The following is a 23,801-nucleotide window of genomic DNA, read 5'->3' as shown; positions in this document are numbered from 1 at the left end:
GGTCGTGGCGGGCGAGACATAGGATGGGGCGATCAAGGCCCATTTCGTGAGCCACGAAGCAAGGCCCGTGTTCGCCGGCTGGGAGCGCGCGGAAGATCGGGCAGAGGAACGGGCCTTTGCAGCGCAGCCCGGCACGGACGCGGAGAGGTTGAGTGTCGGGAAGATCGCCCGCGACGGCATGGCGGTCATGGGCCTGGGGCAACCCGGCGGAGAGTCTTCGTTCGGCAAGGATCCCCTCGTCATCGACGATCCGGAGGTGGTGGAGAGGCTCACGGGTCTCATCCTCGCCCAGCTCAGGCAAGGCCCCGCGTCGCTGGAAAAGGGCGAGATGCTCGCACAGTTCAACGCCTTCGTCAGGGCCAGGCTCTCCAACGGGTCGAGCGCCCCGCACACGCCCGAGCAATGGGATTTATATCTTCATGAGGCGCTCTCTTCGGCGGTCAGGTTCGCCATGCCGTTCGACGAGCACGGCGCGCGCCCGATCGCGGAGATAGAGTCTCAGGCGACCCGCATACTCGGCATGGATCTCCGCAGGCTTTCGGAGTGGGAGGGGTATTTCAACGCCGAGTTCGTATCGGCGCGGCTCTTCGAGACGACGGCGAGCCTCGCTGCCCGGTTTGAGCAGTCCTCGCCAAAGGCGAGGCTGGCCGCCGCATTCAGCAGAAACATAGAGTCCATGGCGAAAGGCGTTGCGGGTTCGAACCCGGATCATTCGGTGTCGTTCGCGGACGAGGCAGGGCTTCAATGGAGCATGGCCACGGCCGCCATGGTGGCCGGCTTGAGCGCGAAGGCGGACTACACGGCCAGGATTGTCAGCGAGCTTCGCCTTGCCGGGAGGAGGGGGATGGCCTCGCGCGCCCTGGCGATCGTCTTCCGTGCGTCGGAGGCGAGCGAGTCTGGCGTGCGCGCGGACGGGATAGTGCCGCGATGGTCCGAGGCGGAGTTGGCCGCGATAATAAAGAGGCTCATGAACGACAAGACGTGGGACGTGGCGAGCCATCGCTCGTTCCGCATGCATCTCACCCCTGCGGAGAACTCCTTCGTCAACCGCCTGGTGGAGGCGGCCAATCTCCAAAACGTGGTGGACGTGATCAGATCCATCGATCTCTCGAGCGAATCCACCGACAGGGTCTGGGATGCGATCGATGCCTCCGGCCAGGGCGAGGCGATAATCGACAACGTCATCAACAGGATGTCTTATATGATAAGCCCTGCGATAGTGGACGCCTCACTGAGCGAGGATATAAACTGACGGTGATCAGGCCTGCATCAATGGCTTGAGAGCGCTTGTCTCGTCCTTCTGATCGACTCCTTCACATTTGAGATATTTGTCCCCCCGGGCTGGGACCTGCGCTCCACCGCGTTCTCGAACGATATAGAATCCAGGAACCCCGTGTCGATATCCGGGAGAGCCTTCATGAAGTCCTCCCTGTCGAGCTCGTGTATCTGGACCCCTTGATCTTCGGCGAGCTCCACCAGGGCCGCGGTCTTTCGATAGGCCTCCCTGAACGGCATGCCGCGGGAGGCGAGCGCGTCCGCGACCTCCGTCGCCAGAATATGCCCTCGGCACAGGAGCTCGGCCGCGCGCTCCCTGTTCAGCGAAAGCCCTTTGACGAAGGGGGTGAACGCCTTGAGCACGGCCTGCGTCTCGTCGCACGCAAAAACGAAGGTTTTCTTGAGCTCGTGCATGTCGCCGGCGTAGCTCGTCGGAACCGACTTGAGGATCGTGTGCGCCTCGTTCGCCAGGGAGATCACCCTTGCACATCTCGCGCGGGCCAGCTCGGCCACGTCGGGATTCCTCTTGTTGGGCATGATGGAGCTCCCGGTCGAGTACTGCCTGGGCAGGGCGACGAGCCCCACCGCGGTGGAGGACCAGTAGATGATGTCCTCGCACAGCCTCGCTGCGTGTATCGCAGTCTGTGCGAGCGCGTCCATCAGCTCGATCATGAAATCCCTGTCGCCCACCGCGTCGTAGCTGTTCGTGGGCGGCGAATCGAAGCCCAGCTCTTTTGCGCATTTCTTGAGGTCCACGCGGAGCGTCGTCCCGGCCAGCGCGGCGGATCCCAGGGGCATGTACTCGAGGCAGCTCTCCTTCGAGAGGCGAAGTCTCCTCAGGTCTCTCACGAATGCCGAGGCGTGCGCAGCGGCTATGTGTCCGAAGGCCACGGGCTGGCCGTGCTGCATGTGCGTGTTACCCGGGACTATCGCGTCGGCTGAGGCGTCGCCAAGGTCGCAGAGCGCATGCGCGAGCATGGAGACGGATTTCGAAATTTCCGATGACCGACACGCGGCATGAAGCCTCAGCGTGGTGGCGATCAGGTCGTTTCTCGACCGACCCATGTGCACCTTCTTGCCCAGGTCGCCGGCCTTTGCGGTCATGAACCTCTCCAGGTTCATGTGGATGTCCTCGTCTTCGGCGCGCCATTCGAAGGAGCCGTCCTCGATGCCGGCCAAGGCCTCCTCCAGGAGGCACAGGGCGAGGCGACACTCCTCCGGGGTGAGATACCCTGCATCGCCCATGGCCCTGGCCCATGCCTTCTGGACGGCGATCTCCTGCGGGGCGAGGACCTTGTCCACCTCTATCCCGCCGGTGAATTCGTCAAGTTCAGGGCCTGCAGCTTTGTTTCTATCTGTGCTGAGGATATTCATTACGGTTATGAGGGCCTTCTCCTCTTGCCCGCCTGCCACTGCCTGTAGGAGAGTGTGCGGCAGAAGCCGTGCGAGGCCTTGTTGAGTCCGAACTCATCGTGTTCAAAGCTCACCAGCTCCTTTCCGTAAAGGGAAAAAGGAGAGCTCCTTCCGGTTATGAACATATGGCCGTTTGTGAGCTTGAGGCCTATCGTCCCTGAGAGAACGCCCGATGCCTGCGTGAAGAAGGCGTCTATCGCCTTCCTCGCGTCCGAGTGCCACAGGCCGTCGTAGACGAGGTCGGCGTAATCGCTGCCCAGGCGCGATGCTATCGTCAGGGTGGGCCTGTCCCAGCACATGTGCTTCAAGATCCTGCAGCACTTGTGCAGTATCGTGCCGCCAGGGGTCTCGTACACGCCTCGGCTCTTGATGCCGTTTGTGCGCTCCTCCACGAGATCGGCGACCCCGATACCCTGTTCTCCGCCGATCCGGTTGAGCTCACCCAGCAGCTTCGCGGGCGTGAGCGCAATGCCGTTCAGGGATATCGGATATCCCTCCTTGAACTCCACGGAGACATCGGCGCCGTCGGCCGCACAGTGGGTGTGCGGTTTGGTCCATGCGTATATCTCCGCAGGATCGAACTCCTTTTCCAGCTCCTCGAGTATCCCGCCTTCACAGGAGCGGTGGAGGAGGTTCACGTCCACGCTGTATCTCGTCTCCTTGTCATGTGCGTCGAATCCCTTTGCGTTGAGATACTCGACGAGGTCGCTCCTGCCCTTGAAGTCCCAGATCTTCCACGGCGCGATCACCTCCACGTCGGGCGCGAGGTAGGCCCATGCCCTCTCGAATCTGATCTGGTCGTTTCCCTTGCCGGTTGCGCCGTGCGCGATGGCCTCCGCACCCCTTTGCTTTGCGATCAGTGCTACCCTCTCCGCTATCAGCGGACGGCCCAGCGCGGTGCCAAGCAGGTATTCATCCTGATAGGCGGCACCGGCCCTCACGGCCGGGAAGATATAATCGCGGGTGAGCTCCTCCTTGAGGTCCTCGAAGATGAACTCCGCGGCGCCGAGCTCCTTCGCCCTGCGCGCGAGCCAACCCTCGTCCGGCGCATTGCCTAGGTCCGAGCAATACGCGATGACCTCTGCATCGTATTTTTCAATGAGCCACGGGATTATGGCCGACGTGTCCAATCCGCCTGAATAAGCGAGCATGATTTTTTTCCTGGGCATAGCTGCCTCCGAATATTTATGCAAAGAGTTGAATGGATATGCGGCAATATGCATATTTACTTTTATCGATCAAGAAAAAATTGATTTAAAGGGTTAGGTATGCATATTTATGCGTATATCGGAGGTTCCTATGTGTCCGCACAGGCGACCGGAGATGATCGAAGCGCTGCGAAAACTCCTGGCAGAGGGGTTTGAGGGAAACCAGGAGGAGATATGCAAGGCGCTCGCTGCCCAGGGGTTCGATGTCAATCAGTCCACGATCTCGCGCGCCTTGAGAAGGGTCGGCGCGGTCAAGTCCATGGCGGGCGGCGGTGTGGCCTATAAATTGGGCGATGCGCGGGGGGTGACGTTCTCCGGTTCCGTCAGGGATCTGGTGCTCTCGATCGATTCCAACGAATCTATGATAGTGATCAGGACCGCCCCGGGCTCCGCCCCGTTTGTCTGCGATTTTCTGGACCATGCGGCGCTGAAACAGATCCTGGGCATAGTTGCGGGCGACGACACGGCGTTCGTGGCGCCGAGGCACGTGCGGGATATGGCGACGACCCTTGAAGAGCTCCGCAAGGCGATCAACGGAGGCTGAGAGGGGCGGGGCCGACTGCCTATTTTTTAATCATTTTTACCCGGTATTGCTCCAATCAAAAAACTAGCAACTTTCCCGGCTTAACGGCGATACAGCCTTGTACAAGACAGGGGTGTATTGATGATAAAATCTCCCATCAGTGCAGGCATCTCTTCCAGCGCCCTCGTGCCGCGATGGCCTGCGTCTTCCCTGCCTTCACCTGCGAAGGATGTCACCGACTACCGCGAACAGCTGCGCGTTCATGGGGCCTTGCCGCAACGGATGGGAGACGGCTGGATGTTCGAAGTGGGCATGTTGGGGGATCTGGTGAAGGGCTATTACGAGAGGTCGTTACATCACCGCTACGAGGGCGCCCGTTCGGATCTGGAGGAGGGATATTTCCTCACGAACGAGCCCGACTATCATTCGGCGATCGATGCGATCGAGGGGAAGGGGGGCGCTTATTTGGGCGCGGGCCCGATGCTCTCCTATGCCTATCCCGCGTGGCAGTGGGCGGCGCATGCCTACAGTATGGATATCAACACGCTGGTCCCGACGGTCGCCATCCCGCTCTACGGGACTCTGCTCGCAATGTCCGCCGACCGCTTCGAGTTCCTCTCCGTCTTGTGCGGCAAGCCGATCCCAAAGAACGAGCAATGGGCCGAGTTGATCGACGGGCCCACGGACGTCCTGGTGGAGTTTCTCAAGCGCTTTCAGCGCGACATCTCATTTGAGACCTCTGTCGGCAATGTCGTGAGGATAGCGATGGACGGCTACAATGCACTCTATGGTAAGAGTGAAATCGCCGACCACGCCCTGGTCTACCTCAGGTCCCTCAGGGAGGCGATAGAATCCGGATCCCCCTCGCCGCACAGCAGCATCCATCCTCTCTCGATTCTCAAGGCGAAGGATGCCAAGGGGCGGGGCGGCGCGCTCTCCAGCGAGGCGCAGCTTAGGCGCGAGCGCGATATCTTCATCGACGGCAGGATCACGGGGGTGGCCTCGCCGATGGAGGGGAGCGGGATTGCGGCGGTTGCGGCCGACATGGCGAAGAGGGGCATCGCATTGGGCGTGCTGAATGTCTCGAACGTGGAGGACTGGCTGTTCGAGGATTACGAGCAGGCGCAGCACGGCGGCGGCAAGTTCGATCCGGAGGTCACCGCCCGTTCCGTGGCCGCTTTCTATCGCAACATCCTTGGTCTCCCCGCTTCAGCCGACGCGCTTTTGATTTCGGCGAAGGGCTGTTATCCCACTTCAGTTGATGGCCTTCGAAGGTACGTCGCCAACTCTATACCGCCGGATGCCGGTCACGACGAAGCCGCTCGCTCTGCGGATCTGCTCTACTCACTGCGCAGGGAGGAGACGAGGGTGCGCAGGGATTCGCTGAAGAACAAGCCCAGACTCCTGGAGGAGTATGGCGGTTTAGGGCCCGCGTTCAGGCAGATATTCGCGGTCATGAGAGAGGGGTGGAGAGGCGCGCCGCTTCCAAGGGCGGAGGCCGAGTCCGCGTTTCTCGGCAAGTCGCATCATTTCAGGAACACGCTCACGGACTGGGAGCGCGGCGCGGTGCTCAGGGTGCTTGAGGACGCGGGCATGATAGCGAGGGGCGGGGGATGAAGGCGTCCCCTATCGTCGGGGCCGGGCTTGGCACGTCAGCGCCTGCCTTGGCCATTCCGCTGATCCGCGATGCGGCTCCGCATGTGGAGAAGTTGCGTGCGTGCGGCGCTTACCCTGTGCGGGAGTCCAGGCGATGGGGGGTCGATAGATCTTCACTCTACAAGGTTATGAACGGGTATTACAGGAGGTCGAGGCCCTTCATCTCCGGCGAGGCCGACTTCAATTCCGGCCTCAACTTTTTTTTCTCGAATGAGACGGATTATCCGTCTGCGATCGATTCGATCCATGGCGCAGGGGGCGCCTCCATCGGGGTGGGCAGGAATGTCCCGATTTCATATGCAGCCTGGCAGAACGCCGCGCATGCCTATGTAATCGACAAGAAGTTCATGATACCGATGGGGTTTGTCCCGGTCTACGGGAGCTTGCTCTGCATGGCAAGAAGCCGTGCCGAGATGGTCTCGCTCATGACCGGGAGGCCCGTCGACCGCCATGCCGATTGCAGCGAAGATTCGCCGGAGAGAGTCTGCGAGCGCGCCATATCCAGGCCCTTTGACCCGGGTTTTGCCGGCGCCGTAGTCTCAACCCTCGCCGGCGTCGTCGCAGGGAACAGCAATATGCTGAGGACCTCCAAGGTTAAGGTCGTGCTGAGGGAATGGAGATCCAAGCTCGAGAGGACCTTCTCCCAGAGAAAGAGGTGGGAGATAGAGGAAGACTGCCCTGCTTCCGTACTCACGAACAGGGACGCGCAGGGCCGCGGCGGCGTGCTCTCGAGCGAGCTTGCCTTCAGACAGGAGAGGGAACTCTTCCTGCAGGGGAGGATAACGGGGGTCGCTCAAGACATGATCATCGGAGGCCTCGATGCGATAGCCTCCGACATGCGCGCCAGGGGGCTTGCGCTCGGCGCGATCTACATCTCCAACGTCGAGGACGTGCTCCTGTTCAACTACCTCTTCGACGAGAAGCGCGTTGCCGAACGGGACATGCCGGCCAGGGTGCAGAATTATTATGATCTCTACAGGGGGCTGGCTGGACTGGCCGATGCAAAGGACGCGCTGATAATCTCCGCCAAGAAGAGAAAGGTCACCTCCGTGGACGTCGTCGCGCGATACGTGCGGCGCAGCATCCCTCTCGAACTGGACGTGGATTCCGCCACGAGTGCAGCGAAGGACTTCTACAGGATGCGCGTGGACGTGGCCTTGCTGAAGCGGCTCCCGCTCGCCGAGCGAATCGATCGGCTGGAGAAGTCGATCATGAGCGGACCTCGTTTCGATGCCGGCATGGCGGTGGCGCGCTCGATGTTCGAGGGTATACCTATGGACAGATCCTCGATCGGTCGGAGGCTGCGCGAGGAGTTCGGGCGGCTTGGGTTGAGCCGGCAGGCTTGGTGGAACGAGATGTTCCTCTCAAACCTGGAGGAGCTGGGGGTGGTGGTGTAGTGCTGAGGGTGATAGAGGACGCTGGCATGATAGCGAGGGATGAAGGATGAGCGGCGCGGTGTCGAACATGCAGACGGCGATGCAGGCTCCGGCGTTGGCAGGCGGTGTGCTCTCGCCTGTCGGCCGGCTGAGATCGTGCGGAGCATATCCCATCAAGGTCGGGGATGCGTGGAAGCTGGACCTCTCTCCCGTGTCGCCGGTCCTCGACGGGTACTTCGAGCGCTCGAACCCGCATGTCTATCCGAGCAGCTTCTTCGGTTACGGCATGTTCAACTACCTCATCAACGAACACGATTTCCCTTCGGCGATAGGGAGCATAGAGGGTGTTGGCGGTGCATACGTCGGCGTTGGTCCGATCTTTAGTTTCACCAACGCCGCGTGGCAGGGTGCTTCCCATTCCTGGGCGATAGACTGCAACAGGCGCGTGCCGTTCGGATTCATTCCGCTTTACGGGGCATTGCTCGCCACGTCGCGAAACCGTCTGGAGTTTTTATCTCTCATCTCAGGCAGGCCCATGTCGGAGGAGTTGAGGCTCTCGAATGCCGGCGGAGCTAATCCTGCGGAGCTGGTGAGACTCACGAAGGACGTTCCCTACGACGATAAGTTTTTCAACGCTGTTTCGTCGAGCCTCATGGAGGCCGTCGTATCGCGCGTTCCCTTTGCCGATTCCATGCCCATAGTGGAGATCACGGCACACTGGATGCACGAGTTTAGAAAGAGTTTCATGCCCAATGGGAAAGATCTGCAGAAGATGTACGGTCCGCACTCCGTCTTCGTAGTCACGGATTCAGAGGGCAGGGGTGGGACGATATCCAGCGAGGATCAGTTCAGGAGGGAGAGGGATCTCTTCCTGGAGGGCAGGATAACGGGTGTCGCAGCCGAGATAGCCAAGGAGGGTCTGGATGTCGTCGAGCGGTCGATGGAGGAGGGCAGGGACGCTCCGAAGGTTTTCTACATATCGAACGTCGAAGACCATTTCTTCATCAACTATGAGAAAGGCGGCATCCTTGACCAGTACGGTTCGTACGCCGACGTATGGGACGCCGTATATGTCTTCTATAAACGTATGCGCGAGGTGATGAGTGCGCCTGATGCGATGGTGGTCTCGGCCCTGAGCCTCAAGAGGACGACGGTCCAGAACTCGGCCCAGTATGTGAGGAATGCGATCCCGCTTCATAGGCCGATCAAAGAAGCGGCCGAGACCGCGTTCGACTTCTATAGGTTCAGGAGGGCGGTGGCCAGGGAGCACAGGGAACCGATGAGCGAGCGCATAGGCCTGGTGCAGAGGGCGCCGGAGATAGATGAGAGGTTACGGATGGTGTGCGGGGAGATGAAGGCGATCTCCAACGGAAAGCCGCTCCATATCGAGGCCGTAAGAGAACGCCTCTCTATGGCGAGTCAAGAGTTTCGCACTCTGCTCCGCCCATGGGGGCGGGAGATGTTTCTTAGGAACATGGTGGACCTTGGGGTGATAGAGAGACCGCCGAGGTATCAATCCTTCCTGAACAATATCGATGCGAGATAGAACATCCCGCCGCGCGAGACCTTTGCGCCGGGCATCTGCGTCACTTCGGTCTTCACGTCTTGAACCGCGAACCCGCGCACGTCCGGCGCGTTGATCGCGTCGTTGATGCGTTCCTCGAGATCATAGGGCGACGTCGCCTCGACTATTTTTACGGTGAATTTCATCGGCTACCTTTTGATGGTCTTGATCCCGCCCATATAAGGAACCAAGGCCTCCGGCACGGTGACGCTGCCGTCCTTCTCCTGGTAGTTTTCCAGTATGGCGATCAGCGCGCGGCTCATGGCGATGGCGGTGCCGTTGACCATGTGGACGTGGAGGGGTTTCTTCTCGCCTTCCCTGCGGAAGCGGATGCCCAGCCTTCGCGCCTGGTAGTCGGTGCAGTTGGAGGTGGAGGTCACCTCGCCGTAGTCGCCGTGCTCTCCGCGGCCCGGCATCCACGCCTCGAGGTCGTACTTGCGGTAGGCCGGCCCGCCGAGATCGCCGGTGCATATGTCCAGCACGCGATAGGGGATGCCGAGCCCCTGGAAGAGCTCCTCCTCCAGCGAGAGGAACTTGTCGTGGATCTTTTCAGACTCCTCGGGTGAGGTGAACGCGAACATCTCCACCTTGGTGAACTGGTGCACGCGGTAGAGGCCCTTTGACTCGCGGCCGGCCGCTCCTGCCTCGGTGCGGAAACAGTGCGACACGCCGGCGAATTTGAGGGGGAGCTTCGCCTCCTCCAGTATCGCGTCCGAGAGCATCCCGCCCAGCGTGATCTCGGCTGTGGCGATGAGGCAGAGGTCGGTGTTCGCCACCGAATAGATCTGCGTCTCCTCGCCGCGCGGGTTGAACCCGATCCCGGCGAGTATCTGTTCGCGTGCGAGGTCCGGCGTGATGACGGGGGTGAACCCCTCCTTGATCAGCGCTTGCAGGGCATAGTTGATGAGCGCCTGCTCCAGCAGCACCGCTTCGTTCTTGAGGTAGTAAAATTTCTGGCCGGCGACCTTGGCCGCGGTGTCGAAGTCGATGAGATCGAGCCTCGTCCCCAGTTCGAGGTGGTCGAGCGGCTTGAAGCCGAACTCGCGCGGCTTGCCCCATTTGCGGATCTCGCGGTTTCCCTCCTCGGTCGCCGCGACCGGCGCGTCCGGGTGGGTCATGTTGGGTATGGACCGAAGGAGCGCGTCGAACTCCGCCTCGAGCTGCGCGACCCGGGCCTCGGAGTTCTGTATCTTCGCCTTGAGCGACTTACCCTCCGCGATCAGTTTCTCGCGCTCCGCTTGCTCCATCTTCCCCTTCATCTTGGAGGAGAGGTCGTTGAGGCTGCGGCGCGTCTCCTCGAGCTCGGTGATCGCCCGCCTTCTGTCCTCGTCGAGGGAGGTGAAGCGGCCGAGGTCAACGCGCACGTTGCGCGCCAGACAGTTGGCCTTCACGGCGTCCAGGTTTTCGCGTATGAACTTTGTATCGAGCATGGTGAAAAAAAGCCCCAGCGTTTATCGGCTCAGTTCCGAGTCGATCAGTTCCTTGAAGGAGGCGTAGGGCTGCGCTCCGGATATCATGATGCCGTTGATGAAGAACGCCGGCGTCCCGTTCACGCCCGCCTGTATGCCGGCCGCTATGGATTTCTCGACCATGGCCGCGTTCTTTCCGCTGTCCAGGCACTCGTCGAACTTCGCCGTGTCCAGCCCCAGCTCCTTCGCCAGGTTTTTCAAGTCGGCCACGCCGATCTTGCTCTGGTTCTCGAATATCTTCTTGTTGTATTCGAAGTACTTGCCCTGGTCGCCGGCGCAGTGAGTTGCCTCGTGCGCCTTCTTCGCGTCCTTGTGGAACGAGAGCGGGAAATCCATGAACACGTATTTTATCTTGCCGTCATACTCCTCCATCAGCTTCCAGATCGTCTGCCTCACCCTCTGGCAGAACGGGCACTGGTAGTCCGAGAACTCCACGAGCGTGATCTTGCCGCTTCCCATCTCAGGGGCGCCGGAGATGTCGATCGTGGCCCTCGGCGGGTTGATGTCGATCTTCACGTTGGCGTCGGAGCGCAGTTTGGTTAGCAGCTCCGCCCTGGCGCGGGCCTTGCGGTTCATGGCGAGGTAGTTTCTGATCTGGTCCTTCACCTCGTCGAACGGCTGGTTCATCGTGCCCTTGCGCGCGTCGTAGAGCGCCTTCACCTCTTCGTCGGTGGGCGGCGTGGACTTGGATTCGATCTCCTGGTTTATGTACTCCTCGGGGCTCAAACCCTTTTTCTTCGCCTCGGCGGCTATGATCCTGTCCTCGACGAGGCTGTCGAGCACGGACTTCTTGATCTGGTAGATCTGCGTCTCGACCTTCGCCAGACGGTCCTTGGAGGCCTTGTTGAGATCGCCCATCGTGATCACTTCGCCGTTGATCGTTGCGGCCGTAGTCTTGTCGTCCTGCGACTGCGGGCAGGACTTGGAGCATGACGTGAGTGCTGCGCACGCCATGACGGCTGCTGTTGCGACTGCCAAAAATCTCTTCATGATTTTCCTCCCCCTGTTTTGATCGGGAATGTTGATTTGCCAAACGATCGCGGAAGGTTAGAACACTCAAATGGGCGTTGCAACGGAAAATCAGGGATTCCTGGGGGTTGACACCAAAGCACCCGGATTATATCAGTTGCGGCCCGATTCCGAACCCTGATCTCAAAGGAGCGAACGAATGGAAAAGAGACGCTGGCTTGTTGTCCTGGGAGCTCTGCTCGTGCAGTTCTGTCTGGGCGCTATCTATGCGTGGGGAGCGTTCACGAAGGCGCTCCAGGATCCGGCGGGTCCCTACGCGTTCACCGCGACGCAGGCGCAGGCGATATTCTCCGCAGGGCTTGCCACCTTTGCCATTGTGATGATCCTGGCGGGTCGCTGGCAGGACAAGGTGGGGCCGCGCAAGGTGGCGCTGGCCGGCGCCGTGCTGCTGGGCGCGGGCTACATACTCGCCGGGCTGTTGGGGGGCACCGGTTTCTGGCCCATCCTCTTCTTCATCGGCATCGTCGGCGGCGCAGGGATCGGGCTCGGTTATGTCTGCCCCATAGCCGCCTGCGTGAAGTGGTTCCCTGATCTGAAGGGCTTTGTCACGGGCCTTGCGGTCGCCGGCTTCGGCGCCGGCGCCTTCATCTTCGTCAAGCTCGCAGGCACCTGGGGCGGTTTCATAGAGAGCTACGGGGTGAACGGGACCTTCACGGCGTTCGGGATCATATTCATTATATCAGTCGTGGCAGGCGCCCTGCTCCTTTCCAATCCCCCTGCGGGCTGGAGGCCTGCCGGCTGGCAGCCCAAGGAATCCGAAGCGAACGCGCCCAAGGCGGAGGACTTCAAGCAGGGCGAGTGCGTGCGCACCCATCAGTTCTGGATGCTCTGGCTCACGTTCGTCTTCTCCGCAGGCTCGGGCCTCATGGTGATCGGCTGCCTCAAGAACTTCGGCGAGCTGGCCTGCGGCCTCTCATCCTCAGTCGCCGCCTCCGCGCTCGGCATCATGGCGCTCTTCAACGGCCTGGGGAGGATCGTCTGGGGCACGGTCTCGCAGAAGGTCGGCGTGAGGAGGGCGATCGCGATCATGTGCGTCCTGCAGGCGCTCATGCTGGCGGGGATACTGAAGATAGGCGCAGGCGAGTGGGGGCTCATCGTCGCCGCCTGCTGGATAGGCTTCAACTTCGGCGGCAACTTCTCGCTCTTCCCCCTGGCCACGGCCGAGTCGTTCGGCACGAAGAACCTGGGCGCCAACTACGGGGCCATGTTCACCTCGTACGGCGTGGGGGGCATCGTGATGCCGATACTGGCCGGGAGCCTCTGGGATATGTTCGGCTCGTATAACGGGGCATTCATGATAGCGGCCCTGATATGCATCTTCGCCTCGGTGCTCGCTTTCATCGTAAAGCCGCCGCACCATGTGAAAAGCCCCTCCTGACCTCAAATTTGCAAGAAGCCGACCCCTGGAAAGCTTTTGTTTTTCCGGGGGTTGCTCTTTGTTCTCCGGGGCGGCAAATATCGGGCAACATTTGCAAAATGCTGCCGATAAGAAGGTTGAGTGGGGGAGAGAATCGGGGTGTTGGTGAAGGGGCGAATTTTATCAGCGATTGCATTCGTCGGTGTATTCTTCGCTGCCCAGGCCCTGCTTGCGAATCCCAAGATCGATCCTTACCTGGAGCTCGGTTTTGACGACGGTCGCGCAAAGGCCCTCTCTATCAGCGCCCCGTTTCCCAGCGTCCCTTCATCAGATGATGCGCAGGACGATCCGCAGGTCGAGGTCTTCATAAAGGTCTCCGACGTCGATGCGGCGAGGGGGGTCGTCTCCCTCGCGGGCGGGAGCGTGCGCGTGGTCTCGGGGCAGGTGATGACCGCGCTCATACCCGCGTCCCGGCTCGGCATGGTCGCGGATGCCGAAGAGGTGCTGTTCATCGAGGCCTCGAAACCGATCGGCCTCTCGAACGATCTCGCGGGCGCTGAGATAGGTCTTTCCGAGGTGGTCCAGGCCACGGGTCTCCCCGCCTCATACACCGGCGACGGAGTGATCATCGGCATCGTGGACACGGGGGTGGATTACGCGCACCCGGATTTCCTCGATGCCGAGGGTCGCAGCCGAGTGCTCGCCATATGGGACCAGAGCCGCACCGGCGGGACCGCGCCTGTTGAGATCGACGATGGATACGGCAGCGAATGCCTCCTCGATTCGATATCGTCCGGCCAATGCCCGCTCATGGATGTGGACGGCCACGGGACGCACGTCTCCGGTATCGCGGCCGGCGGCGACGAGAAATACCGCGGCGTCGCGCCCGGCGCGCACCTGGTCGTCGTGAAGTACGACGCCAGGCTCAGCCTCGAATCCGGATACGCCGACACGCTCTTCTCGACCAAGATCTGCGAGGCGGCCTATTACGTCTTTGCCAAGGCGGCGCAGTACGGCGTGCCCGCTGTCGTGAACTTGAGCCTGGGTACGCACCTCGGGGCGCACGACGGCACGTCGCTCTTCGAGCAATGCCTGGCCGGCCTAGTGCAGGGGCAGGCGGGTCGCGCGCTCGTGGCGGCGGCCGGCAACGAGTACTCGGGGGACCGCGATTACACCGGCATCCACGCCGGCTTCGATCCCCAGGGGGAGATCAAGGCGACCAATTTCGTCATCATGAAGAAGACCGGAGACAGGGTCTATTACATCGATCTCTGGGGCGCTTTGGGCTCCGATCTTTCGGTGGGCCTGGCCATGCACAAAGGGGCGCCTGCCGGCAGCCCCGTTCAGAAGAGTGACATGGTGGAGAAGGGCGACAAGGTCTTCGGTTCTTTCGACAACGGGAAGATAAGCTATCTCATCAACGCCATTGAGTCCAAATCCACTCTCAACGGCAAGCAGCACGTCGGCATAAGGATCATGCTCGGTTCCAGCGTTGATAACCCCATGTCATACAGCTTCGACTTGATGGTCGGCGGCACGGGAGGCTTCGACGCATGGGTGTTCCCGGACAAGCCGGCGCGCACGATCCAATTCACGTCGATCGAGGGCGACATAGGCGGGGAGTACAAATATGTGACCGGGGATCGGGTGAAGAGCATAGCGATGCCCGCCACCTCTCCGGACGTGATCGCAGTGGCGGCATATGCCACGCGCACGAGCTGGAGCGCGGAAGGCTACAACTGGCAGTTCAACGGGCAGGAGCTGGGTGCGATACTCAACTTTTCGAGCGCAGGGCCCACCGCCGATCCGGCCTACACCGGCCAGAAGCCGGAGATATCGGCGCCCGGCGGCATGATCGCCTCCTCGCTTTCATCCGGGACCGCGGTCTCGGGACAGGTGCTGTCCGACGACGGAGTGCATTACATGCAGGCAGGGACCTCCATGTCGGCCCCGTTCGTCAGCGGCGCGATAGCCCTCATGTTCCAGAACAACAAGAATTTTACGCAGGGCGATGTGGAGGGTTTTCTCACCAAGAGCGCGTACGCAGACTCGTTCACCGGCAGCGTGCCCAACGACAGGTGGGGCGCGGGCAAGCTCGACCTGCTCAAGGCCATGGAGGCGGCGGTAAACGGTGTCGCCTCCGGCGATTTTGCCGCGCAGGGTTCGCTCAGCATGCCCTCTGAAAATTCCGGCGGCAAGGCCGGGTGCGCACTGGCCACTACGGCTGCGACGGGCGCATCGGCGCCGGCGTTGGTCCTTACGATGGCCATTGCCCTGGCGACCCTCTCTATCAGGAGGCGAAGGAGCTGAAACGACAACTTGATTGGTGAACGCCCTTCACCAATCCCCGAAAAAAGGCCCCGATCCTGAAAAGGAAAGGGGCCTGATTCTATCCGCGGTCTCGGTCCGCTCTAGATGTCATAATACAGGCTGAACTCCATCGGCACGGGTCTGAGCCTCATCACGTTGACTTCGTTCTCGCGCTTGTACTCGATCCAGGTGTCTATGGCGTCCTGTGTGAAGACGTCGCCCTTGAGCAGGAACTCGTGGTCGCGCTCCAGAGCGTCCAACGCCTCTTCGAGGGAGGCCGGCGCGTGCTGCACGTCTTTGAGCTCCTCGGGCGAGAGCTTGTATATGTTCTTGTCCAGCGGCGCGCCCGGGTCGAGGCGATTCTGCACGCCGTCGAGGCCGGCCATGAGGATCGCGGCGAACGCAAGGTACCCGTTGCAGGAGGGGTCGGGCGTGCGGAACTCAATGCGCTTGGCATTCGGGTTCGACGAGTACATCGGGATGCGCAGCGCGGCGGAGCGGTTTCTGCTGGAATACGCAATGTTGATCGGCGCCTCGAAACCGGGCACGAGCCTCCTGTAGGAGTTCGTGGTCGGATTGCAGATGGCCGACAGCGCCTTGGCGTGCTTGATTATTCCGCCCATGAAATGGAGGGCCATCTCGGACATCCCGCCGTAGCGGTCCCCTGCGAAGAGGGGTTTCTTGTTCTTCCAGAGCGAGACGTGGATGTGCATGCCGCTGCCGTTGTCTTCGAACAGGGGCTTGGGCATGAAGGTCACAGTCTTGTTGTGGCGACGCGCCACGTTCTTCACCACGTACTTGAACCAGAGCAGTTTGTCGCCCATCTCCACGAGCGGGGAGAAGCGCATGTCGATCTCGGCCTGGCCCGCGGTCGCGACCTCGTGATGCTGGCACTCGACCTTGATGCCGACCTTCTCCATCTCGAGCACCATCTCGGTGCGCAGGTCGTGCTGGCTGTCGGTCGGCGACACCGGGAAATAACCCTCTTTGTAGCGCGGCTTATAGCCCAGGTTTTGGCTGGTCTCGCAGCCGCTGTTCCAGCACCCCTCGTCGGAGTCTATGCGGTAGAAGGCGTGGTTCGAGGTCTGATCAAAGGCGATGTGGTCGAATATGAAGAACTCGGCCTCGGGTCCGAAGAACGCCGTGTCGGCCAGCCCCGTGGAGACGAGGTACTTCTCCGCCTTCTGGGCGATGTGCCTCGGGTCGCGGCTGTACGGCTCTTTGGTGATCGGGTCCACGATGTTGCAGATGAGCGAGAGGGTGGCTTCGCGCATGAAGGGATCCAGCACCGCCGTATTCGGGTCCGGGAGGATGAGCATGTCGGAGGCGTGTATCGGCTGCCAGCCGCGCATCGAGGAGCCGTCGAATCCGAATCCGCTGTCGAACGCGCCTGCGTCCAGCTCCGAGACCGGCACTGCGAAGTGCTGCCAGACCCCGGGGAAATCTACGAACTTGAAATCCACCATCTTCGCCCTGTTGTCCTCGATCATCTTCAACGTCTTTGAAATAGGCATATCTCCTCCCTGAGATAGGTTATGACTGCCGTCTGTACTTGGAGAAAAAAAAAAGGACTACAGGGCTGATTCGCCGGTCTCGCCGGTGCGAATCCTTACGACGTCGTCTATGCTGCTTATAAAGATCTTGCCGTCTCCGATGCGGCCCGTGTGGGTCCGCTTCTGGATGACGGAGGCGACCTCGGCCGCCTTTTCCTCTGGGACGACGATCTCTATCTTTATCTTCGGTAGGAAGTCAACCACGTATTCGGCGCCGCGATATACTTCGGTGTGCCCCTTCTGCCTGCCGAAACCCTTCACCTCGGTGACGGTCATGCCCTGGACGCCCAGCTCCTGAACCGCCTCGCGGATCTCGTCGAGTTTGAAAGGCTTTATGATGGCTTCGATCTTCTTCATGGTGATAGGGCGCAACTAACATGCGAAAAAAGCACTGTCCACGAAAAACAAAGGCATCTCCCCTTGGTCGGGGTGAGAGGATTCGAACCTCCGACCTCACGGTCCCGAACCGTGCGCTCTAAACCAGGCTGAGCTACACCCCGACCAAAGAGAGATGCATCAGGGAAACTTTATGGTGCGGGTGGTCTAGATTAAACGCCAGGCAGTGTCAACGGCCGTTTCCCCTGATCCAGATGGCTTGTTTTTATCGCGGCGTTATAATAGAAAGACGTTTCGATGGCGCAGAAGAGAAAAAAATCCGGCCCCAAAGCCAAAAAAACCCGGCCTGTGATGGACGGCGCCCGAAAGTCCGCCAAACCCGCGCCGAAGAAGGCCGTTGAGCCTTTCGCGAGCGTGGATCCCATGCTCCTCATACGCAGGGTCCTGACCGGCTGCGACCAGTTTTTCCTCTCCAGGCAGGTCTCCTACTCGGTGCAGATGTCCGAGGCGCTGTCCAGGGTCTGGGTCGACGAGAGGGAGGCGCAGAAGGCGATCGACGCGCTGCTCAAACACCTGGTCATGCGCTCTCCGCGCAAGGGTTCTCTCTCCGTTGGAGTGAAAAAGTTCGCGTTGCAGAGCGGCGACGGGGTCGAATTCTCGTTCGACGCCCTGGATCGCTTCCTCCGCGAGGCGGACCAGAAGTCTTATATGGCCTCTCTGTTTGACGGCGGCAACGATCATGAGAGCGGAGTCTCTCTGGGTGGGCTCAGGGAGAGCGTCATGCACCAGCACGGCAGGCTCTGGGCCGACGTCCCGGCAAGCAACCGCGTCGGTTTCCACATGGTCTTTCCCTCCACGAAGGAGGTGGCGCACCGCGCGCTCGCAGGCCAGCGCGCATTCCGCTACGACATCTCGATCACGAACTACCCCGTGATCCGCAAACGCTTCGGGATCCTCAAGGGGCGCCACCTGGTCGAACAGGTCGAGAACTACGTCAAGTCGCTGGTCAGGTACCCCATAGACGGCGTCACCGCCAACCCGGAGAAGGGCCTCATAACCACGGTCTATGAGACGCAGCCGGGCTCCGCGGAGTCGGTATCTGCGCGCATATCCAAGAGGCTCGGGCAGGAGAGATTCAACATAGGCAAGAGACCCGTCGAAATCAATTTCAGCTACGAACTCACCTCGCTTGCGAGGCCTCGTGCGGTCTCGACCGGCGTGAAGAAGCGGAGCGACTAGAGATGGAGTGGTATTCGCTGGCCGATGGAATATTCCGCCTGCGGTGGTGGTTCGTGCCCGCGCTCGCGGCCCTCTACGCGGTCCCCCTGTTTCGCGTGGCCGGGCTCGCGTTCGAGAGCGGAAGCAGGGCGTTCATGCCCGTCAACCGCCTCTTCGGGCTGTGGGAGCACGCGGTCTTTCTGCCGAGGGACACCATCGTCACCGCGTACCTGGCGATCGGTTTTCTCTGGCACGCCTTCTGGGCCCTGGAGCTTGAGAGTCCGGAACACGCCTATGTGGCGGCCGCCGCGATCGCGTTCATGGGGGCGGGCTGGGCGCAGCGCCACTTCCGCAGGGAGGGGCACATCGCGATTGCGGAGTTTGCCCGCAGAAATCCCTCCGTGCATCCGCAGGAGTTCTTCGACCATTTCGTCTGTATCTCCGGCGCGGTCAGACACAGGTTGCCGGCGGAACCCGCCAGGACGGTGGATCACGCGCATCTCGATTTCCGCAACGGACGGTCCGCCAAGCTCCGCTGGCCCACACTGCTCTGCGGCGCATGGAGCACCGCCTGGATCGCGAGGCTGCTCGTCCACGGGAGCGACATCAAGGACCACCGGTGGCTCCGAAAGCTCGCCGGTTCGCTCTCCCTCATCTGGGCGTCGAGGGTGGCGCAGCTCATGAGGGCGGAGGTCAGGGTCGATGGGAAAGAGCTCCTCCCTGCGAAGGGCTCTCCGCAGATGTTCCTCTACACGCATGCGAGCTTCCTGGACTTTGCGCTGGCGTCGCTGGCGTTAGCGGCCAGGCCGCAGGCCGCGGAAGGCGGATCCGATAGGAACTCGGCGCCGTCATTCCTCATGGCCAGGGACCACTTCCGCGACAACCTGTTCTATTACAGGATGCTTGGCCTCGGCCGCGCGGCGGAGGCGCTCGGCATGATCTTCGTGGATAGAAAGGGGGAGGCCACGCCGGCGAGGGCTAGGGGAGTCGTCTGGGCCGCCACGGAGAAGATGGTGGAGGAAAAATATGAACTGGGCGTGTTCCCGCAGGGCACGCGTGCCGTTTCCTGCGTCGGGCGTTCGGGCGAGCGGATCGATTCCGCGTATTACACCGTCGGCTCGCGCTCGCGGATAAAGAAGGACGGCGCGCACCTCAAGAAGGGCGCCGCGTTCATCGCCGCCGAATCCGCGATGGAGATCGCAGCCGCGGGCAGGCCCGACGACGTGAAGATCGTGCCGATCGCCATCCGAGGGACGGGCATCGCCTGCCCGAGGGGGCGTTGCGATATCCTCTCCAACGTTCAGATCAGGCTCGTAGTGGGGGAGCCGATATCCGTCGCCGCGAAAGAGGTTGCAGGGCTCAAATCGCCTGAACAGGACGAACCCGCGACCAAGGGAGAGGAGAGATACTTCGAGTTCGCGAACCATCTGCTCCTCAGAATAGACGCCTCCCTCAAGGCTGCGGCAGGGGTGCATGCCGTGCTTGAGCGCCGCTTCTTCGAAGATATCCGCGATCTCCTGGACGCGAACGAGCTGGAGGAGGTCTCGCTCGCGGTGAAACCCTGGCGCGGCGACGACTTCCTGTTTCACGCGGTCCTGGATGCGATCTATTGCTGCCGGCCCGCCGCATGGCGGAGGCTGGTGGGCGAGCTTGCCCACCTGATGCTCAACTTCGCATCGCGTGAGGATCTGCTCGCATTCAAAGGGCGTGTTGCGGATGAAATTCCCGTGTGACTCGTACGTCCGCTATCTGAGCAGGGGAGGCCTCAGCGCTATTCTTCCCAGGACGGCGGCGCCTCCGATGGGAGGCGGCGCCTCCGGGATTGTGATTGCCAGCGACTTCCAGCGATAGTCGATTGTCCCGCCGATTCCCGAGGCGAGTCTGTCCAGATCTTCTCTGCCCTTGCTGTTCGGGTCCAGGGCTGCGAATGCGCTGCGGCTCTTCGTCAGGTCCCTGACCAGGAGACCCTTCTCGTTTTCGATCCATTCCACCGAAACGTGCGTCGGCTCCGAAGGCAGTGCGGCCGTGGTTGGCGACGAGCTGTCGTATCTGTGCGACGCGCCCAGCGAGAATATGAGAGCCGAGATCAGCCTCTGCAGCGGCCTGTTTCTGCTGGAGATTATCCGCAACTCCTCAGGCGCATTCACCTCTATGTTGAGCCATCGGCGCGCTTCGCGATCCGCGCCGAAGGCCTTCATGAGGGAGAGCGGGCAATAGATGTCTCGGCATTCGCTTGCTGCGTCTGAGCCGCCTAGTATTTTTCCGAGCCTGACGACGTTGCCCTCTTTAGACCGATCGCCCACAAGATCGAGCCACGGAAAACGGTCCGCCATATGCTCGATGAGGCCCGTGACGAAAGTGCGTTCCCAGGAACCTCTGAGGGATTGGTTCTCCTTGAATGCGGGGAATGCGCTGAAGAGCCTCTTGAGAGGCCTGGCGGTCTGCGAGATGGATTCGACGATGGAGGGGGAGTAGCCGTCGCTCCCGGCGATCTCCTCCGGCCTTTCGGATACGCGTTGCAGCTTGATCCAGAGTTTTTCCGCAAGGAAGTACAGGTCGTGCGAGAGGCCCTCCCATGTCTGCATATACTCTTCGGCTTCGCTTATGCGGCCCAGCTCCTTGATGAACTGGTCGAGCAGCGACACCCTCCATCGCTTGTCCCTGTAGCCCTCTATCATCACCTCGTAGTTGTTGAGGCGCTCCACCCTGAAGGAGCCGTCGCTGGTCATGGCGTCGTCGTCGAACGGGTATATGCCGCCGTCGATCACGGCGCTGTGATCGAGCTGCCCGAGGACAGGGCCCTTTATGCGCATGCCGGAGGAGACTGCGAAGATCGCGAACATCGCCGAGTTTATCTCTTCTTTGTCGAAGCTCGACTTGTCGGCTCCGATGATCATCCGGCCTTGCGGCGTGTGGGCCACGAAGCCGCCGTCCGCCAGATCCTGCAACCAGAAGAGATCCCTATTTTCTCTCAGTATGTCGTCGAACGACGCGCTGAGCGCATCGGTGGTGAATCCCTGCGCCATGTTCCCTGCGACGAGTCGCGGGAAGAGCGAGGGCCTGCCCACGGATCCTCCGGAAGTGAAATCGTGGATGAATCCGTTTATCGCGTTTTCATAGGAGTCGTCGTCTCCTCGCACGAGGGTGACGATTCGGCGCAGCCTCTGTTCGTGATCGGAGATAGTCCTGTGAAGGCTGATCACTGTGGAATTCTCTCTGTCCACCGGGTTCGGCAACTTTTCTCCTCCTCTTTTCGCAAAAGCGCTGACAAAGGGGTTATCGGAGGCAACGATCGGATGTTGCTATCTTTTTACGTTTTTTTTCGGCGCTGGGAATAGGGGGAGGGGGATGCCTAATTATTTGTAATTAAAGAGAAATCAATTAAAACGGTCTTTGAGAAATCGTTCGATTGCCTTGTGCGAGAGGGAGAATAGATTGGTGAACTGCATGCCCAGTCCGGTCTCGTCGCCTGCCTCTTCAAGCCGGGTGATCTTGCCGCGCATGGAGACGTCGCGCTCTTCCTGGGAGAGGTCGAAGATGACCTCCACCGGTTTGTCGGCGACGATGTCGTGCTGGTCGGCCTTGATGAACATGCCGCCGCAGCTTATGTTGAGGGCCGTGGCCGGGATGATTCTGCCGGCGTGTCTCAGCAGCACCGGGAAGGCGACTTCGACTCTCTGGTGGCGTCTTCTCTCTTCCATTTCAGACCTCATCTGGGCTGAACATATCCGGGGTTGCGATCGTTGTCACCCCTTGTATCGGCACTCTCGAAAAAAAGTTGCGTGTCTTTTGTCGGCGGTAATTAGCGGTTGCAAAGGGCTAAAAACCGGATAATTACAAGCGCATGGCGGAGAGGATAGCGGTCATAGGCGCGGGTTCCTGGGGCACGGCGCTGGCCAAGCTCCTGGCTGAAAAGGGGGGAGATGTCCTGATCTGGGCGCACGAGCCCGAGGTCGCGCAGGGCATCAACCGCGAATTCAAGAACCCCTACTTCCTCCCGGAGATAGGACTCCCGAAGGGGCTCTGCGCCACCGACCGTCTTCAGGACGCGGTCGAAGGTTCGAAGATCGTGGTCTCCGCAGTCCCCTCGCATTTTGTCCGGAAGGTCTGGCTGGAGTTGAGCGAGGCGCTGCCTGCGGATGCGGTCGTGGTCAGCTGCACGAAGGGCATCGAGGTGGAGAGCCTCAAGCTCATGAGTCAGGTGCTGGCCGAGTGCCTATTGAATCATCCTGCAAATAATCGCGTGGTCCTCTCAGGCCCCAGCTTCGCGCGCGAGGTGGCGATGGGGCTTCCGACCTCCGTGGTCGTGGCAGGCAGCGACGCCGGCGTCGCTGCGCGGGTGCAGGAGCTCTTTCGCACCGACACCTTCCTCACCTTCACCGGCGACGACGTGATCGGCGTGGAGGTGGGCGGCGCCGTGAAAAACGTCATCGCGATCGCGGCCGGCCTCTCCGACGGCCTGGGCCTCGGCCACAACACGCGCGCAGCCATCATCACGCGCGGCCTCTACGAGATGATAAAGATCGGCAAGGCGCTGGGCGCATCGCCGATAACCTTCTCAGGGCTCTCGGGCATCGGCGACCTCGTGCTCACATGCACCGCGCATCTCTCGCGCAACTACACGCTCGGTTTCGAGGTGGGACGCGGGAAGCGGGCGGACGAGATAAAGAAGGGGATGCGCATGGCGATAGAGGGTCTGCCCACGACAGAGGCGGTCCACAGGCTGGCGGCGCGACACGGGATCAACGTCCCGATATGCGACGCGATGTACCGCATCCTCTTTGAAGGACTGGCACCCAGGAAGGCGGCGGAGGAGCTCTGCAACATGCCCCTCGCCGTGGAGCTGGGCGCGCTGCTCGGCTGAGGCATCTTGACCGCCGTGTGCTTTAGTTATACAGCTCAACCCATGCCAAAGAAGAAGCAGAAAAAGGGCGAAAAATTCGACCTCGACTTCTCCATCGAGGAGGATGCGCTTCTGCGCGGGCTCATCGACTCCAAGGGCAAGAAGGTCGAGATCATCGCGTTCGGCATCGTCTATTCCGGAGTGCTCGAGCACGTGGACCTCGACGGCGGACAGATCGTCATCGCGGACAACGACGACAGGGCTACCATCGAGATCGAGCGCATCGAGTCGCTCACGCCGCTTGAAAACTACCTATGAAGCTCCTTGCCGCCGTCACCCTTGCGATCGCCGTCGGGCTGTATTCCATGGCCGCCCCCTGCGATGATTCGAAATTCACCGTCATCATACTGGGCACCAGGAGCGCCCAGGACGTGGAGGTGATAGAGAAGAACCTGAGGGCCCTGCCGTATGTCACGCTGTTCATCCCCACGATGGTGAGCCAGATGCACCTGGAGTTCGAGGGCTCGATGGCCGCCGAGGACGACGTCATGATCGCGGACGTGGCGAGCCTCGCTGCGGACCGCTACGACGTCGTGGCGAAGCGCGAATCAAAGCGGGGGCTCGTGATAACGTTGAGGAAGATAAAGGAATGAGAAGCAAAGAAAGATGGG

General features: G+C 61.0%; 21 protein-coding genes and 1 tRNA gene. 12 read left to right on the top strand and 10 right to left on the bottom strand.

Annotated elements, in window-relative coordinates; all coding sequences use genetic code 11:
- Positions 1-46 precede the first annotated feature (46 nt).
- Positions 47-1,252: a hypothetical protein gene (locus tag WC683_09295; GenBank protein ID MFA4972795.1), complete on the top strand. Its 1,206-nt coding sequence runs from the start codon at positions 47-49 to the stop codon at positions 1,250-1,252.
- Between the two features lie 17 nt (positions 1,253-1,269).
- Here the strand turns inward: WC683_09295 and argH are convergent, their stop codons facing one another.
- Both argH and WC683_09285 read right to left on the bottom strand, forming a co-directional pair.
- Complete coding sequence (gene argH, locus WC683_09290; protein MFA4972794.1) at positions 1,270-2,649, bottom strand: argininosuccinate lyase; 1,380 nt, start codon at positions 2,647-2,649, stop codon at positions 1,270-1,272.
- A 5-nt stretch (positions 2,650-2,654) separates the two neighbouring features.
- Complete coding sequence (locus WC683_09285; protein MFA4972793.1) at positions 2,655-3,857, bottom strand: argininosuccinate synthase; 1,203 nt, start codon at positions 3,855-3,857, stop codon at positions 2,655-2,657.
- 130 nt (positions 3,858-3,987) lie between these two features.
- Between WC683_09285 and WC683_09280 the strand changes: the two genes are divergently transcribed.
- The 4 genes from WC683_09280 to WC683_09265 all read left to right on the top strand — a co-directional run bounded on the left by WC683_09280 (position 3,988) and on the right by WC683_09265 (position 8,997).
- Positions 3,988-4,440, top strand: coding sequence for an arginine repressor (locus WC683_09280; GenBank protein ID MFA4972792.1), 453 nt, complete (start codon positions 3,988-3,990; stop codon positions 4,438-4,440).
- 120 nt (positions 4,441-4,560) lie between these two features.
- On the top strand, positions 4,561-6,036 hold the full coding sequence (locus WC683_09275) for a hypothetical protein (GenBank protein MFA4972791.1): 1,476 nt from the start codon (positions 4,561-4,563) through the stop codon (positions 6,034-6,036).
- Positions 6,033-7,472: a hypothetical protein gene (locus WC683_09270; GenBank protein MFA4972790.1), complete on the top strand. Its 1,440-nt coding sequence runs from the start codon at positions 6,033-6,035 to the stop codon at positions 7,470-7,472. Before WC683_09275 ends, WC683_09270 begins: the two co-directional genes overlap by 4 nt.
- Before the next feature lie 46 nt (positions 7,473-7,518).
- Positions 7,519-8,997, top strand: coding sequence for a hypothetical protein (locus tag WC683_09265; GenBank protein MFA4972789.1), 1,479 nt, complete (start codon positions 7,519-7,521; stop codon positions 8,995-8,997).
- Here the strand turns inward: WC683_09265 and WC683_09260 are convergent.
- From WC683_09260 to WC683_09250, 3 genes are read right to left on the bottom strand one after another with little or no spacing between them, the layout of a single operon-like run.
- Positions 8,964-9,161 (bottom strand): hypothetical protein, encoded by a 198-nt coding sequence (locus tag WC683_09260; GenBank protein MFA4972788.1) that lies wholly within the window; start codon positions 9,159-9,161, stop codon positions 8,964-8,966. The genes WC683_09265 and WC683_09260 overlap by 34 nt on opposite strands.
- 3 nt (positions 9,162-9,164) lie before the next feature.
- A complete protein-coding gene (serS, locus tag WC683_09255) occupies positions 9,165-10,445 on the bottom strand; it encodes a serine--tRNA ligase (GenBank protein MFA4972787.1) in 1,281 nt (426 codons plus the stop codon).
- Positions 10,446-10,466: 21 nt separating this feature from the next.
- Positions 10,467-11,474, bottom strand: a complete 1,008-nt coding sequence (locus tag WC683_09250) for a thioredoxin domain-containing protein (protein ID MFA4972786.1) — start codon at positions 11,472-11,474, stop codon at positions 10,467-10,469.
- A 178-nt stretch (positions 11,475-11,652) separates the two neighbouring features.
- Here WC683_09250 and WC683_09245 point away from each other — a divergent pair, with 178 nt between their 5' ends.
- Together WC683_09245 and WC683_09240 are read left to right on the top strand one after the other, a co-directional pair.
- Positions 11,653-12,891: an OFA family MFS transporter gene (locus WC683_09245; protein MFA4972785.1), complete on the top strand. Its 1,239-nt coding sequence runs from the start codon at positions 11,653-11,655 to the stop codon at positions 12,889-12,891.
- A gap of 120 nt (positions 12,892-13,011) precedes the next feature.
- Entirely contained in the window at positions 13,012-15,180 is a 2,169-nt protein-coding gene (locus WC683_09240; protein ID MFA4972784.1) for a S8 family serine peptidase, read from the top strand.
- Positions 15,181-15,281: 101 nt separating this feature from the next.
- On the opposite strand, the gene glnA is transcribed toward WC683_09240, so the two are convergent.
- The 3 genes from glnA to WC683_09225 all read right to left on the bottom strand — a co-directional run bounded on the left by glnA (position 15,282) and on the right by WC683_09225 (position 17,233).
- Positions 15,282-16,694 carry a type I glutamate--ammonia ligase gene (glnA, locus tag WC683_09235; GenBank protein ID MFA4972783.1) on the bottom strand — a complete coding sequence of 471 codons (1,413 nt, stop codon included), beginning with the start codon at positions 16,692-16,694 and terminating at the stop codon, positions 15,282-15,284.
- Between the two features lie 57 nt (positions 16,695-16,751).
- A complete protein-coding gene (locus WC683_09230) occupies positions 16,752-17,090 on the bottom strand; it encodes a P-II family nitrogen regulator (protein ID MFA4972782.1) in 339 nt (112 codons plus the stop codon).
- 64 nt (positions 17,091-17,154) lie between these two features.
- Positions 17,155-17,233, bottom strand: a tRNA-Pro gene (locus tag WC683_09225).
- A 133-nt stretch (positions 17,234-17,366) separates the two neighbouring features.
- On the opposite strand from WC683_09225, the gene WC683_09220 reads away from it, so the two are divergent.
- Together WC683_09220 and WC683_09215 are read left to right on the top strand one after the other, a co-directional pair.
- The gene (locus WC683_09220) at positions 17,367-18,308 is read left to right on the top strand and encodes a hypothetical protein (protein MFA4972781.1); all 942 of its coding nucleotides are present in this window, start codon (positions 17,367-17,369) and stop codon (positions 18,306-18,308) included.
- A 2-nt stretch (positions 18,309-18,310) separates the two neighbouring features.
- The gene (locus WC683_09215) at positions 18,311-20,020 is read left to right on the top strand and encodes a lysophospholipid acyltransferase family protein (protein ID MFA4972780.1); all 1,710 of its coding nucleotides are present in this window, start codon (positions 18,311-18,313) and stop codon (positions 20,018-20,020) included.
- Positions 20,021-20,032: 12 nt separating this feature from the next.
- On the opposite strand, the gene WC683_09210 is transcribed toward WC683_09215, so the two are convergent.
- Both WC683_09210 and WC683_09205 read right to left on the bottom strand, forming a co-directional pair.
- Entirely contained in the window at positions 20,033-21,523 is a 1,491-nt protein-coding gene (locus tag WC683_09210) for a hypothetical protein (GenBank protein ID MFA4972779.1), read from the bottom strand.
- 141 nt (positions 21,524-21,664) lie between these two features.
- The gene (locus WC683_09205; protein ID MFA4972778.1) at positions 21,665-21,988 is read right to left on the bottom strand and encodes a PilZ domain-containing protein; all 324 of its coding nucleotides are present in this window, start codon (positions 21,986-21,988) and stop codon (positions 21,665-21,667) included.
- 143 nt (positions 21,989-22,131) lie between these two features.
- Here WC683_09205 and WC683_09200 point away from each other — a divergent pair, with 143 nt between their 5' ends.
- From WC683_09200 to WC683_09190, 3 genes are read left to right on the top strand one after another with little or no spacing between them, the layout of a single operon-like run.
- Positions 22,132-23,151: an NAD(P)H-dependent glycerol-3-phosphate dehydrogenase gene (locus tag WC683_09200; protein ID MFA4972777.1), complete on the top strand. Its 1,020-nt coding sequence runs from the start codon at positions 22,132-22,134 to the stop codon at positions 23,149-23,151.
- Positions 23,152-23,193: 42 nt separating this feature from the next.
- The gene (locus WC683_09195) at positions 23,194-23,448 is read left to right on the top strand and encodes a hypothetical protein (protein MFA4972776.1); all 255 of its coding nucleotides are present in this window, start codon (positions 23,194-23,196) and stop codon (positions 23,446-23,448) included.
- Complete coding sequence (locus WC683_09190) at positions 23,445-23,783, top strand: hypothetical protein (protein ID MFA4972775.1); 339 nt, start codon at positions 23,445-23,447, stop codon at positions 23,781-23,783. Before WC683_09195 ends, WC683_09190 begins: the two co-directional genes overlap by 4 nt.
- Positions 23,784-23,801: the final 18 nt, after the last annotated feature.

This window comes from bacterium (assembly GCA_041648665.1).
Classification (GTDB): domain Bacteria; phylum UBA10199; class UBA10199; order 2-02-FULL-44-16; family JAAZCA01; genus JAFGMW01.
This window is presented reverse-complemented; position numbering and strand designations above follow the sequence as displayed.